12 protein-coding genes are annotated in these 13,567 nt (G+C 70.8%); 5 read left to right on the top strand and 7 right to left on the bottom strand.

The genetic code is table 11. The annotated features are described in order from the left end of the window. Nucleotides 1-2 precede the first annotated feature (2 nt). Nucleotides 3-959: a hypothetical protein gene (locus tag ACZ63H_RS31765; RefSeq protein ID WP_469871023.1), complete on the top strand. Its 957-nt coding sequence runs from the start codon at nt 3-5 to the stop codon at nt 957-959. 748 nt (nt 960-1,707) lie between these two features. Next, nucleotides 1,708-2,100: a hypothetical protein gene (locus ACZ63H_RS31760; protein WP_469871021.1), complete on the top strand. Its 393-nt coding sequence runs from the start codon at nt 1,708-1,710 to the stop codon at nt 2,098-2,100. 456 nt (nt 2,101-2,556) lie between these two features. Here the strand turns inward: ACZ63H_RS31760 and ACZ63H_RS31755 are convergent, their stop codons facing one another. Then, on the bottom strand, nt 2,557-3,558 hold the full coding sequence (locus ACZ63H_RS31755) for a BtrH N-terminal domain-containing protein (RefSeq protein WP_469871019.1): 1,002 nt from the start codon (nt 3,556-3,558) through the stop codon (nt 2,557-2,559). Next, on the bottom strand, nt 3,555-4,361 hold the full coding sequence (locus ACZ63H_RS31750) for a MerR family transcriptional regulator (protein WP_469871017.1): 807 nt from the start codon (nt 4,359-4,361) through the stop codon (nt 3,555-3,557). The genes ACZ63H_RS31755 and ACZ63H_RS31750 overlap by 4 nt, the downstream gene beginning before the upstream one ends. 24 nt (nt 4,362-4,385) lie before the next feature. Between ACZ63H_RS31750 and ACZ63H_RS31745 the strand changes: the two genes are divergently transcribed. After that, nucleotides 4,386-4,541 (top strand): hypothetical protein, encoded by a 156-nt coding sequence (locus tag ACZ63H_RS31745; protein WP_469871015.1) that lies wholly within the window; start codon nt 4,386-4,388, stop codon nt 4,539-4,541. A 73-nt stretch (nt 4,542-4,614) separates the two neighbouring features. Here the strand turns inward: ACZ63H_RS31745 and ACZ63H_RS31740 are convergent, their stop codons facing one another. Then, nucleotides 4,615-6,765 (bottom strand): MMPL family transporter, encoded by a 2,151-nt coding sequence (locus tag ACZ63H_RS31740; RefSeq protein ID WP_469871013.1) that lies wholly within the window; start codon nt 6,763-6,765, stop codon nt 4,615-4,617. 160 nt (nt 6,766-6,925) lie between these two features. Next, nucleotides 6,926-7,408 (bottom strand): MarR family winged helix-turn-helix transcriptional regulator, encoded by a 483-nt coding sequence (locus ACZ63H_RS31735; protein ID WP_469871069.1) that lies wholly within the window; start codon nt 7,406-7,408, stop codon nt 6,926-6,928. 708 nt (nt 7,409-8,116) lie between these two features. Between ACZ63H_RS31735 and ACZ63H_RS31730 the strand changes: the two genes are divergently transcribed. Next, on the top strand, nt 8,117-8,374 hold the full coding sequence (locus ACZ63H_RS31730; protein WP_469871011.1) for a hypothetical protein: 258 nt from the start codon (nt 8,117-8,119) through the stop codon (nt 8,372-8,374). Between the two features lie 473 nt (nt 8,375-8,847). Here ACZ63H_RS31730 and ACZ63H_RS31725 read toward each other — a convergent pair whose 3' ends face one another. Continuing rightward, nucleotides 8,848-9,228, bottom strand: coding sequence for a tautomerase family protein (locus tag ACZ63H_RS31725; protein WP_469871009.1), 381 nt, complete (start codon nt 9,226-9,228; stop codon nt 8,848-8,850). 64 nt (nt 9,229-9,292) lie between these two features. On the opposite strand from ACZ63H_RS31725, the gene ACZ63H_RS31720 reads away from it, so the two are divergent. Further along, on the top strand, nt 9,293-9,781 hold the full coding sequence (locus tag ACZ63H_RS31720) for a MarR family winged helix-turn-helix transcriptional regulator (protein ID WP_469871007.1): 489 nt from the start codon (nt 9,293-9,295) through the stop codon (nt 9,779-9,781). Between the two features lie 174 nt (nt 9,782-9,955). Here the strand turns inward: ACZ63H_RS31720 and ACZ63H_RS31715 are convergent, their stop codons facing one another. Then, entirely contained in the window at nt 9,956-12,913 is a 2,958-nt protein-coding gene (locus tag ACZ63H_RS31715) for a trypsin-like serine protease (protein WP_469871005.1), read from the bottom strand. A gap of 49 nt (nt 12,914-12,962) precedes the next feature. Continuing rightward, nucleotides 12,963-13,262 carry a trypco2 family protein gene (locus tag ACZ63H_RS31710; RefSeq protein WP_469871003.1) on the bottom strand — a complete coding sequence of 100 codons (300 nt, stop codon included), beginning with the start codon at nt 13,260-13,262 and terminating at the stop codon, nt 12,963-12,965. Between the last annotated feature and the right edge of the window lie 305 nt (nt 13,263-13,567).

Below are 13,567 nucleotides of genomic sequence, written 5' to 3'. Positions count from 1 at the left end.
CGTTGCGTGCTCGAGGCATCAACTACGACACCGGAACCTTCCCTGGCCGCCTGCTCACCCGAAAGACCTTCGATCCTGAGCAAGTCCGACACGAGATGGCCGCGATCGCCGACAGCCTGCACTGCGACGCCGTGCGCGTCTCCGGCGGCGACGCCGAACGGCTGAGCATCGCAGCCCGGCACGCAGCCGATGCCGGCCTCGAAGTGTGGTTCTCCCCTTTCCCGGCCGACCTTCCCCCGGGGCGGATCCTGCCGTTCTTCGCCGACTGCGCGCAGCGCGCGGAGGCCCTGCGACAGGAGGGCGCCCAGGTGGTGCTCGTCGCCGGCTGCGAGCTCAGCGCCTTCGCCCACGGCTTCCTTCCCGGCGACACCTACCTCGACCGCCTCCATGCCATGGCCACCGCAGACATCCAGTGGTGGGCCTCGCTCGGGCCGGTCCCCGAACGCCTCAACGCCTTCCTCGCCCAAGCCGCGACGACGGTCCGCGCCCACTTCGGCGGGAGGATCACCTACGCGTCCGGCCCCTGGGAGCCCGTCGACTGGGGCCCGTTCGACCTGGTGGGCATCGACGCCTACCGAACCGCGCAGAACGCCGGCACCTTCCGCACCCACCTGCGCGAGGCCCTCTCCCACGGCAAGCCTGTCGCTGTCACCGAGTACGGCACGTGCGCCTACCGCGGCGCGGGCGACCTCGGCGGCATGGCCTGGCAGCCACCGCAAGGAGCGATCCCGGACGAGGACGAACAGGTCCGCTACCTCAACGAACTCCTCGACACCTTCGAGGAAGAGAATGTGGATACCGCGCTGTGGTTCTCCTTCGCCAACTACGACAAGCCGCGCGACCGTGACATCGCCTCCTGCGGTGTCGTGCGCATGCTCGACGAGACCCGCTGGGAACCGAAGAAGGTATTCCATGCCATGAGCGCCAGACATCAACGGCCGAACGGCCGCCCCGACTGACATGACTCTCCGGGACGGGGGACCTCCCTCACCCGATGAACCGCCCTGCGCCGGGGGTCGGCAGCAGAAGCAGGGAACTGAGCCGTCCGGTTGTCGCTCGCTGCGGCTCGGCGGCCCTCTACGATCCGGTCGTGCTGGATCCTGAGCCGCTGGAACGGATCACCGCGCGGCGCGCGGAACCGGATGACACCGGGAGAACCGCAGTTACGCCCGCCGCGCACCACTCCGGGCGAGGCGATGACGTCCCTGGTCGCCGAGGGCCCCTGCCCGCTCGTCCACGAGCGCTGCGGTGATCGTCCTGGCCGTACTGCGTCACGACCGGGGTCTGGCCGACATGCCGTCGCCGGCGTCAGACTCCTGAGCGGAGGATGCGCCGGCAGGCATTCTCCGCCCGCTTCTCCAGGTGCTTCCGCTGGGCGGCGGACCACAGCCCTGTTGCCGGAGCCCACGCGCGCTCATCAACTGATGACGTCGACCTTTCCCTCGCCTTAAGGCGCACGGAATACTGCCTGTACGGTCACCTTCATGGATTGGTCTTTACCTCCCCTAATTTCAGCCTTTTCGATCGGCCCCGCCGCTATCCATATTGCAACATGAACGTAATGACGCCATGGTGTCACGAACATGAGGACACAAAACATCTCCAAAATGGGTCGACTCTGGATGTGCGGAAAGCGCTCAGTACGTATGTTCGGAAAGCGCCCAGTAATGGCGCGTCGAAAAGGTGCAGCAGACCCCAGGAGGACCCATGACCGTTTCCGTCAATCGCACTGCCAAAGTCACCATGCTTACCTGGACCCGGACCGACGACCCGCAGAGCTGCATCGCCCAGGCCGTCGAGAGTGGACACCTGGAAGCCGCCCTGACCGTCCTCGGCCTGCAGGACTACCGCGAGATGGCGAGCCTGCCCAAGGCCCAGCGTGCCGAGTTGCTACGGCATACCGCCGCCCTCGCCGACGCGTTGACCCGGCGTGTACGGCACCTGACCGTCGCCCACCGCCATCACGGCGCGTCCTGGGCGGAACTTGCGTTACTCCTGACGAACGACTCCGAAGCCCACGACACCGCGCGCAGCACCTATGACGCGGGCCTGCAGCAGATGGGCCTCACCAGCGCCGACGCCGGCTCCGCCAACCCCTGATCTTCCGCAAAGCCGGACCTTCGCGGCTCTCGCTGCTCCACTTCGCCCGCCGGGTGGACCTGGGGCTGATCCCTGCCGCCCGTGCCACGCGGCTACGGCCAAGGTTCCGTGCGCTCGTCTCTTGGCTTCGAGGCCCGGATCTCCCTCCTTGATGGCGCGGCGGCGGGCGTCGGCCGCGCGGATGAAGGCGGCGAGCCGGTCCAAATTCTGCGGTGTGCGCGGTTACGTCGCCGGGTCGGTCGTACGGCCCTCCGGGTACTCCTCGTGCATCGCGGCCTGCTGCTGGGTGTGGACGGCGGCCCGCTGTGCCGGGGTGAGGGCTGTGCCCCGGTTCGGGTGGTCGACGGTGTGCGGCGCGGCCGACCGGCTGGTCGGGGTGTTGGTCTTGGTAGTGGCAGTGGCGGACGACGGTCTGGAACAGATCGCTGCCTTCCTGAACTCACCCTGCCGGGCGGCTCATGCGGGGGGTGCGGCCTTCAGGCGGCTCAGTGCGCGCATGGCGTCGTGTTCGATCCGAGAGAGGTCGTCGAGGATCGAGCCGGCCTGGTCGAGGTACTGCGCATCGCCCGTTTCGCCGGCCTTCGCGATCAGTGCCGCCGTGTGCGTCCACAGGCCGGCCGCCTCGGTGTACAGGGTGTGACCGGTGCGCAGGTGGCGGCTGTCGAGCACCTCGGTGCACTCGGCGAGGAAGTCGCGGTAGAGGTTGCGGAACAGGGCCCCTGCCGTGCCGGCCTTCTCCATCAGCGAAGCGGCTCGGGGGAGGTCCCGCTGTGGGTGGTCGGTGCGCTGAAGCCAGGTGCGCACCAGCCGGCCGGCCTTCTCGATGCCGCGGTGACCGAGGTTGGCGATGGGCGGATGCAAGAACGCGTCGGCGCAGGCGGTGATGGCGGGGACGATCTGGCCGTACGGGGTGGGACATCCCGGTGGGACGGTCAGGGTGAAGGAGCGGTTCCGGGCGGTCATAGGGCCCCGCGCCGCCCTGGCCCGGGCGAGGCCGGCCAGGCTGACGGAGACCGCCCCGCCCTGCTGGTCGGTGTCCACCAGGTAGGCCCTTTGGCCGTCGTAGCCGTACATGGCGACGATGTGGCCACCGAAGTGGACCTTCGGGTGGAAGTAGTCCAAGTGGTAGCTGTCCAGCTGGAGCCCCAACGGGCGGCCGGTGTCGAGCGCGGCCGTCACGTGCTCCCATGCCTTGCGCGGGGAGGTGGTCTCCTCGACCAGCAGTTCCAGCCCGAGTCTGCCGGCCAGGTTCCTGGTGAGGTCGAAGGGCTTGACCCGTCCCCCGAGGAAGGGGAAGTCCATGGTCCTGCCGTCCCAGTAGAGGAAGGACAGGCCGGAGCCGAGACCGAACAGCATGGGTTCCGACAGGTCGAGTCCCTGGTGCCTGAGCAGTACCCCAAGGGCCGTCGTCTCGCAGTGCCGCATGCCGCGAGTGTCGATGTCGGTGACCGTGGTCATGCCGTGCTCTCCTCGATGGGGACGATCAGCCGGGTTGTCAGCTCTCCTGGCGGTGCCTGCCCCGGTCCGACGAGGTACGCCTCGCGCACGGGTGCCAGCGGGCGCAGGCCGCGCTCGTGGACGGCGGCAAAGAGTGCGTGGTAGGCGAGGGGCAGTTGGGCGTAGGGCCCGATGTGCAGGGTCTCGGCGACGGGCCCGCCGGGCAGTACCTCGCATTCCGGACCGGGTACGCCGGCCCCCTGCGGCAGCTGTACTCCGACGCCGATCTCCATCCGCTCCTCCAGGTCGAGCGGGTACAGCCCCCACAGCGGTGTCCGCACCGCGATCCCCCTCTCGCCGAGCCCGGTCAGCAGCCGGTCCATGCTCTCCTTCACTGTGGTGCCGATCTGTGCCGTGCTGCACACCGCGCGCACTGTCGCCAGGTGTCGCTCCGGCTCCCTGCCCAGCGTTACCTCGTAGCCGGACCATCCGTCCTGCGCGAGCCGCTCCAGCACCTCGAGCCGGGCCTGGTCCGCACGGATCCGCTCCGCCAGCCGGTCCCGCTCGGCGCCCAGGATCCCCGCCCTGCCCTCGGGTCCGGCAGCCAGCGCCCGGGCGATGACGGCCAGCGGGAGATCCATTTCGCGCAGCAGGGCGATCGTCAGGGCGTCGCGCGCCTGCTCGGGGGCGTAGTAGCGGTAGCCGGAGCCGGCGTCCACGCGGTGGGGAGTCAGCAGCCCCAGGTCGTCGTAGTGCCGCAGCTGCTTCACGCTGAGGCGGCACAGCCGGGCGAACCGCCCGACGGTGAGGAGTCTGTCGTGCATGCCGTCATGGTGGACTCTCCCCCCGTGGGAGAGTCCAGCGCCGAGCCGCGGCGCGGGGCCGCAGCCGGCTCACTGGACTCCATGTCGCCGACCTTCAACGGCGACTGGAACGTCCACGAACATCGGGTGGTCGGCGCCGAGTTCTGCGGCTCGGGACGGACTGCTGGACACCGCCGGTGACTTCACCCGCGCTCGCGTACGCCGCGAGGACGTGGGCGCCTGCTTCGCCAGTGCGGCGCGCGGAGCGCGGCCGTCAGGCGCCGTCCTGCCGCCGCAGGACGGCTCGGGTTCGCCGTTCCGGTGCCGTCGAGCGGCCCTCCGGCTCCCCGCGACGGTGCGGTTCCCCGGCTCCTGGCCGGGTGGGCCACCACACGCGGTCCCCGGCGTCCCGCACGAGCGCCGGGACCAGCAGCGAGCGCACCACCAGGGTGTCCAGCAGCACGCCGAAGGCGACGATGAAGGCGATCTGCACCAGGAAGGCGAGCGGGATCACGCCGAGCGCCGCGAAGGTGGCGGCGAGCACCACACCGGCGGAGGTGATGACCCCGCCGGTGGTGACGAGTCCGCGCCGAACGCCTTCGAGGGTGCCGTGCCGCAGGGTCTCCTCGCGGACCCGGGACATCAGGAAGATGTTGTAGTCGACGCCGAGGGCGACCAGGAAGACGAATCCGTACAACGGGACGGACGGATCGGTGCCGCTGAAGCCGAACAGGTCACGGAAGACCCACGCTGCCACGCCGAGGGTCGCGGTGAAGTTGAGGGCGACGGTGAGCACCAGCAGGACGGGCACGGCGAGGGAGCGCAGCAACAGCACGAGGATGGCCAGGATGACGACGAGCACCACCGGGACGATGACGGTCCGGTCGCGTTCGGCCGCGCGCAGGGTGTCGTACTGCTGCGCGGTGTAGCCGCCGACGAGGGCGTCCGCGCCGGGCAGCGCGTGCAGCGCGGCGCGCAGCCGGGCCACGGTGTCGCGGGCGGCCTGCGCATCGGGCGGCGCGTCCGTGGTCGCCTCGAAGCCGACCCTGCCGTCCACCGCGCGCGGACCGGACGCCGGACGGCCCCGGGCGCCGGTCGGGGTCACCGCCGCGATGCCGGCGGTGCCGCGCAGGGTGCGCTCCACGCGGTCGGCGGAGGCGGCGTCGGCGAGAACCACCACAGGAGTGCCCGCGCCGGCCGGGAAGTGCCGGGCCAGGGTCTGCTGGGCGGTGACGGACGGCACGTGCCGGACGAACGTCTCGTCCAGCGGCACACCCCGCGAGTCCAGGGTGAGCGCCCCCGCGGAACAGGCGAGCAGTCCGGCCAGGGCGAGCGCCCACACCCGCCGCGGCGCCCGGTCGACCAGGCGCGCGACGCGCTGCCACAGCCCGGTGGTGCCGGCCTCACCCGCGGGCCTGGCCGGCCAGTAGGCGCGGTGGCCGAGGACGGACAGGACCGCCGGCAGGAAGGTGAGCGCGCTCAGGGCGGCGCAGGCGATCCCGGCCGCGCCGACCGGCCCTAGGGCCCGGTTGTTGGTGAGGTCGCTCAGCAGCAGGGCGATCAGACCGAGGGCGACGGTGCCGGCGCTGGCGAGGACGGCCGGGGCCGAGCGGCGCAGGGCGGCGCGTGCGGCGGTGTGGCGGTCGCGTCCGGCGGCCAGTTCCTCCCGGCAACGGGCGGTGACCAGCAGCGCGTAGTCCGTCGCGGCGCCGATGACGAGGATGGACAGGATGCCCTGCACCTGCCCGTCGACGCGCACCAGACCGTGGTCGGCCAGGGCGTAGACGACGGCGCACGCCAGCCCGAGGGCGAACACCGCGCCGCTGATGACGACGAGCGGCAGCAGCAGGGAACGGTAGACCAGGAGCAGGATGACCAGGACGGCCGCCAGGGCGACCGCGAGCAGCACCCCGTCGATGCCGGAGAAGGCGTCCGCGAGGTCGGCCCGGGTGGCCGCCGGTCCGCCCAACTGAACCCGGGTGCCGGGCACCGATTCGGCTGCCGTCCGCACCCGTTGCAGTGTGGGTGTGAGCCGGTCGCCCAGATCGGGGCGCAACGGCACCACGGCCTGCAGGGCGGCGCGGTCCTTCGAGAGGAGAGCCGGGGAGGGGGGTCCGGCGGTCCCGGGCGTGCCGGCGAGCGCGGCCATCGCCGCGGTGGCCGCCCGCTGCCGCCCGCTGACGGCACTCCCGCCGTCGCCGGTCCACACCACGATGACCGGCAGGGTCTCGCGCTGCTGGAAGGCGGCCTGTTCGCGCAGGACGCGGGTGGACTCCGCGCTGCGGGGCAGGAAGGCGGCCTGGTCGTTGGTGGCGACTTCACCGAGCCGTCCGGCGAAGGGCCCCAGTAGGGCCCCGACCACCAGCCACACGGCGATCAAGGCGAACGGGACGAGCTTGCGTGCCCGGCGGTGCGGGGGCGTCATGGGACTCCTCGGGGCGAACGGCGGAAGAAAACTCGACCATAAAGAATCTCAATGGTTGAGTAATCGTAGGAGGTACTTCTCCCTCACCGCTTCTTGCCGCGCCGGTGATCCGGATGCGGGTGCCGCCGGGTGCCGCCGCATCCGGACGCCGGACGGCGCCTCAGCGGTCGGCGGGCTCCCCGGGCACCTGGGCCAGGGCGTCGTTCAGCGCGGTCAGGAACCGCAGGGCCACGGTCATCTCGTGGGCGTCGAAGTCCGCGCCGGCCCGGCGCAGGGCGTCGGCGAGGGGACGGAAGTGGGTACGGGCGGCGGCGCGGGCGTCGTCGGCGTAGTGGAGGTGGACCACGCGGCGGTCGGTGTCCTCGCGCACCCGGCGGACATGACCGGCGCGCTCCAGCCGGTCGACGCAGGCGGTGACCGCGCCGGAGGTGAGGCCGAGCATGGCGCGCAGCCTGGTGGGGGTCATCGGCTCGGGGGCGTCGAGGATGGCGGCCAGCGCCTGCACGTCGGTGGCGTGCAGGTTCTGCCGGGCCGCGTACTGCTGGATGACCCGGCCGACCTCGCCGTGCATGCGGCGCAACTGCACCGCGAAGGCGGACAGGTCGCCCGGGAAGGCGGGCAGGTCACCGGGTCCGGCGGCCACGGTGCGCCGGCCACGGGCGGCAGGGGACGCTTCCTCGGCGGCCCCTCCGCGCCGCCGCGTCGGCTTGCCTCCGCTGGTCTGCGTGTTCACCGGCGCATCGTACCGGGGTGCTCGCGGGTTCTGGCCGGTCGCACCCGCGTACCGGGTGCTGCGGCCGGTCGAGGCCCGCGGTCACTTCCCCCACGAGCGGGCAGCCCCGAAGCGCGTCTACAGGGCGGTCCTGTCCCGGCCGCGTACGAGAAGGCCGCGCTCAACGCCCGCCTGCGGCACCACCTTCGACGGCCGCCTCTCCGCGACCCGCCGGTGACCGCGACCACCCCGGTGACGGCGCTCATCCGACCGACCCCGTCGCGGACGTCTTGTCCGGTCCGCCTGCCGATCCGGACGAAACCCCTCGGCGGCTGCTTCCCGCACTACCGCTCCGTGACGGTGGGGGAGCCGGCACCGCGGTGATGGCGCCGATGACCCGATGAGGGTGTCCACTCCGGCCGTGGTCGGCATCCGCCGCACAGGTCGAGTCACCGTCTTTTCAAACACACGAGTGCACGTTCCCTCGTTGTGGTGGATCGTGGCCCCGGCCCGCATGGTGCCGGTGGTCTTGGCTCATGTCTTGGGCGTGAGCGTGATCCCCCGTATCACCGCGGCCGCCCTGTCCGCTGCGGCCTTCGCGTCGGGGGGATCACCGGACGAGGAAAGGGAGGACAGTACATGGCCACGTACGACACCGAGATCCACACCGGAGGCGGGGGCTGGCAGCGGGACACGCCGTTGACCTTGGCCATCGCCAATCGCGACCAGGCCATCGGCGACGGCGGCGCACCGCCCACCGGTACCACCGTCACCTGGAGCACCCCCCACGCCGGTTCCGGCAGTGTCACCTTCTTCGACGAAGGCACCCGCTTCGAGGGCACCGCCCAATTCCCTGGTGAAGGCCCCGTCGGTTACCGCGGAACCCTCACGAGCTGATTCCCGGTCCGCTCACCAACCGCATCATCGTGCCGGCCGGACAGGGCTCGGGGCCACGTCTGCCGAGTACGGTCACAGGGGCTCGGGGCTCGGGGCTCGGGGCACCGGGCCGGAGCAGTGCCATCCGGGTCGGCGATGACCAGGTGAGAACATGCCCCGGCCGCAGCCATGGCCGCCCGGGTGCGGCCCGCGCCGGACTGTCCGCGCGGGCCGCATGCCGTCGAGCACGCCTTCGCCCCGACACCGGATCCGCCGTCCGGCCCGGTGTCGCGAGTGCGTCTCCCGGCTGTCGCACGGGCCCTCGCTCCCCGGGCGCGGCCGAGGGTGGAACCGTCCGCCGACCTCTCCTGCCTGCGACGAGATCACCGCGAACCCCGCCCGCCACGACGGCGAGGCCGCCGCCGCTGATACACAGCGATGCCCCCGAACAGCAAGCAGGCGTCTGAGCACTTTTTTGGGTGCCCAGGTGGAGGTCACACGGTGAGGGCGCCGCCGACGAAGGTTCGTTCCGGCGGTGACGCCACGAGCTCGACCATGGTGCCGGAGCGGAGGTCATCGCCGGCGACGCGTGTGATCGCGTCGGTGAGCGCGGTGCCGAGGCGCGCGGTGATCCGGGCGGCGTCGGGACGGTCGAAGACGCCGGCGCGGACGCCCAGGATCACCGAGGCGTTGGTGTCCACGGCCTTGCCGCCCTGCGCGAAACGGCCGGCGGGGACCCCGGCCAGGCGGATGCTCACGAGATCGCGGGCCCACTCGCCATAGACGTCGACGATCGCGTCGGTCAGTGCGGCGACCAGCATGGATTCCTTGCCGGTCAGCCTGTTCTCTGGAAGGTGGACGGTCAGGTGCGGCATAGTGGACCTCGTTCCCTTTGAATCCAAAGCCTTTATATTCAAAGGTATCTGGAAGAGGTCACCGATGTCCATGCAATCGGACGGTCCAGCCGTCGAAGAGGCCGTCCGCACCCTGCTGTTGCTCATGCCCCGGCTCGTCGGCCGCGCCAAGCGCCTGCCCGTCCCCGCGGCGCTCCAGGGACTGGACCTGGCACCGAGACATCTCGCGCTGCTGGCCCACTTGGAGTACGACGGTCCCACCGGCGTCAACGACCTGGCCGCCCGGCTGGAGGTGGCCCCGACGACCGTCAGCCTCATGGTCAGCGAGCTGTCACGGCTGGGCGTCCTGCACCGCACCGCCGATCCCGCCGACCGCCGCCGCCGCATCGTCGCCATCGCGCCCGCCTACGCCGCGCCGATCGGGGAATGGCTTTCCGGCAGCGCCTCTGCCTGGGAGTGCGTCATGCGCGCTCTCGCCCCCGCGGAACGCGCCACGGTCATCACCGCCCTGCACGCGTACGAAGCCGCCTTGGAGCAGGTGGGCGACCGGCATCGGAACACGCAGCCGCGTTAGCGAGCGACAGAGCCGGCGCAGCGCGGCCCGCTGCCCAGCCGCTCCCGCTCCCGTTCCCGCTTCACCGGCAACCGGCGCCGTGTCGTGCGTGTAGGGCGACGGATCAGCGGTTGGTCCCGGAGGGAGGAGTTCATTCGGCCATGCGAGTCCCCAGGCGCCGAGCGGGCGTCCCCGTCAGTGTTCAGCCGTGCCGGGCGCATCGACGCCCAGCCTTTCGCGAGCGGGCTCGAGGCCGTCGTTGACGAGTCCGGGAGCGGTCCACTCGACGACGAGGGAGCAGGAGCGGTCGTCCAGCCTCCGCAGGCTCAGCGAGACCGGGCGGCGTTGCGGGGAGACGGGCCGTGGCAGTTGCGGCATTCGGGCCCAGTCCGAATCGTTCAGGGAGAAGGAAATGGGCTTCCCACCCGCCACGGTGGAAGTCACCAGGACAGTCGCCCCGGCGCAGCCGTCGGCCTTGACGGTGCCGCTCCAGCCCAGGATGGAACGGCCGTGCGGGTTGGACGGCAGCAAGAGTGTGTGGCGGGACGATCCCTGAGGAAGCTTCCACGACAAGATGCTCACCCACGCACACACGCCGTCGGGTGGGCAACCCGCTGTGTCGGACCGGGCCCCCGGCTCGTCCCCCGAGTGGTATCTCAACTCGACCTGCGTGCTCTCGGAGTAGGCCATGGAAACCACTCCGAGGCTCCCCAGCGTGGCGCCGATCTGTACCAGACTGGCGAAGACGGGCAAGACCGGTCTCCAGCGTCGCCATGTGTCGTTCCACTCGCCGTAGACCGACCGCGACGGCTTCTTGGTCACTTCGCCGGCCAGTTTCCTCAGGAGCCGCTCGTGCCGGAACTGGTAGACCACTCCCATCTGACGCAGGACACCGAGGTCGTGGGCGTTCTCGAGGAAGGGCAGCGGTCGCATGGGAAGTCGGCCGGTAACCCAGAACCAGAGGCGGGAGACCTGGTACGACCCCCAGGGCGAGCCGAGTAACGTGGCGGCGCCCGCGGCCGCGCCGACGAGCGTGCCGTAATGCCAGGCTGTCGGCGTGTCCGCTCTGAGGACCCTTGACAGCCACAGTGCCGCCGAGGCTCCCGTGCTGCCGGCGGCCGCGAGCGCCGTTGCCGACCCGATGAGCGCGTAGCGGCCTATGAGGGCCTTCGGTCCGTGTACGGCACCCTTCGGTACATAGACCTGCTTCAGTTCGGATCGCACCGCGGCATGGGCCGCCCACCCCCCGAGCCCGGCCAGGGCCCCGGTCAGGATCCCTGTCACCGGGCCGAACAGCGCCTGCATGAACCAGCCCCACGCGGCGCAGAACGCCAGTCCGACCAGTGGCCCGGTCGGTCTCGCGTTGAGCTGCCACCAGGCGAAGTCGACGGTTCCGTCCCGAAACATCTGCCTGGCTATCAGGCGCAAGTAACGCTCGGCCTTTTTGGCCTGGTAGTTACTGGGTGGATCGTCTGTGTAGACGGCCGGAAGGTACCGGTCGAGCAACGTTTCCTCGATGTCCTCCTTGGAGCGTGTCGTCGACACCAGCTCCGTGGGTTCGGTGTGGTGCTGCCGGTAAGTCTCGCGCGTCAGGTACAGCATGAGGGGTGAAGCCATGATCTGGGCCGGTACCGACTCCGGTTCCCTGCGCAGGTGGTCGAAGAGCGTGTCCCAGCGGTCGTCACCGGTCACCCTGAACTGTCTCAGGTAGGTGATCGCGGCTCCTACGCTCACGGTGTCCATTTCCACGACCGCGGCCTTGGTCAAGTGGAAACCGGCCCGGCATACCGCTTCGTACTCGTCACCACGGCAGGTGACCAGAAGCCAGCACCCTTCCGGGACGGCCCCCTCGACTGCCTCGACAGCCTTGGCGCGCAGCGGTTCGGGCAGCTCGTCCAGTCCGTCGAGCACCGGCATCACCATGCCGGCGGTGAACAATTTCGCCGCCTCGGCCCTGAATCGCCAACGGCTGAGGAATCCCGTGCTGTTCTGCCTGATCTGACGGATGATCCACTCCCTCATGGGAATGGCCGGACGCCATGAGGACAGGGGCATGAGTACCGGAATCGGGTCGCCGGGTTCGGGTTTCTCCAGCATTTTCTGAACGAGGTGGATCGCGAGGACGCTCTTGCCTGTCCCGGGATTCCCCAGGACCACCAGCTGATGCCGGGGAAGCCGCCTGCACAGGCCGGGTACCCGGGTCACTGTGCCGCTCAGTTCCTCGGGGACGATGCCAAGCACTTCCGGCGACGGCTGGACAGCAGGACGGCTGCTGCCCTTCCAGGAGATATCGATCAGGGCCGGCTGGTGCAGACCGAGACGGGCCACCGTCTCCTGCACCCGGACGGTGACGCCTTCCCGTAACTGAGCCGCCGCACGGTGCAGGCCGCCGACGGCCCGTTCCCCGCCGGTGACAGGTCCCGGCGCGGTGCTGCCACCGGCGGGCAAAGGGACTTGTTCGAGGTCCAGGGGATTGCCGGCGTCCTGCACGGCACGGGCGAAGCCAGGACGGCCGGCAAGCGTGGCTATGGGCACGGCGACGAGCTGGTCGCCGGAGTAGTACAGCGCCCGGTCTGTCGTCAGGATCCCGGTGAGCAGGTTCCCGCAGAACAGGGCGGCCCCGGACGCCCCGGACCAGGACGACTCCCCGCCGACCGCGCCGGGGGTGGTGGACTGATCGATGTTCGCGGTGATCAGCCCGGACTTCAGACCGCTCAAGGTCTCGATGTGTCCCTGTATGTGCTTGGTGTCGCGTTCCCCGTCCCGTTCCTCGGCCTGTGGGAAGCCCAGCGCGATACAGGGGACGCGGGTGGCACCGGGAGAGATCGCGGGCAGGCGCCCCCAGCGCACGGGGGACGCGGAAGCGGGAGGATGCCACGGGCGGCCGGTGATCAGGAGCAGGGCGGCGTCCGCGTGCGGGTCCTCCTCGAAAGGGGCCGGTTGTTCGGGCCAGAGCACCTTGGCTTCCACCCACCGAGCCTGTTCCTCCCTGTGAAGGGCGAGCCGCCGCACCTCGACCACACGCCCCGGACGGGCTCCGGCTCGCTGGATGTTGTGGAAGGCGGTCAGGACCAGGCGCTCAGCGACGAGATAACCGGTTCCTGCCGTCTTGCCTGCCGGATCCCAGACCTCCACTACCCTTCGCACATCCACCGGCGAATTCCTGTTCCGTGTCTCTCACCAGGCGAGGACTGGGCGGGCGCTAACGAGGGCGTTCGGAGGTGCGAGCGCCGATCCTCTGATCCTTGCCGTGCTCGTCGACGGGCTGCAAAGTGATCTTCAGGCGGGAGGTGGTCCCGGCTGCGTATCCGGCCTTTGCCTCGGCGCTGACGCTCCATGGCAGGACCGATACCTTCGCACCGGCTTGGCCGTCCTTCTTGATGTCGACGGCGAACTCCATCTCCACCGGCCCGGTGCGGAACTGGATGGCGTGCCCGTGGCCGTCGGTCACCGCCTGCTCCAGCTCGGCCCGGATCGCGCTGATCGCCTCGGACAGTCCCACCCATGGCTCCTGCGGCATGCCTGGCCCCCCGGTTCGGCTGAGAAGACGTGACGGAGGCAGGGTAACGCGACCACCCCGCTCTGTGAGAGACATCCGCGTGTCCGGAGAACCGTCCCACTTCGGCCCGGCGCCCACCCGGTGGGCAGGGCGGGGCTGTCCACGGCCACGGTCGGCATGGACCGGGGCAAGGCGGGCGGGGCGCCGCGGGGACGGGGGGGGGGGGGGGGGGGGGGGGGGGGGGGGGGGGGGGGCCGGGGGGGGGGGGGGGGGGCCGCGGGAGGGGCGGGGGGAGGGGGGGGTGCGGG

The organism is Streptomyces sp. NPDC104831, from assembly GCF_055583025.1.
This window is presented reverse-complemented; position numbering and strand designations above follow the sequence as displayed.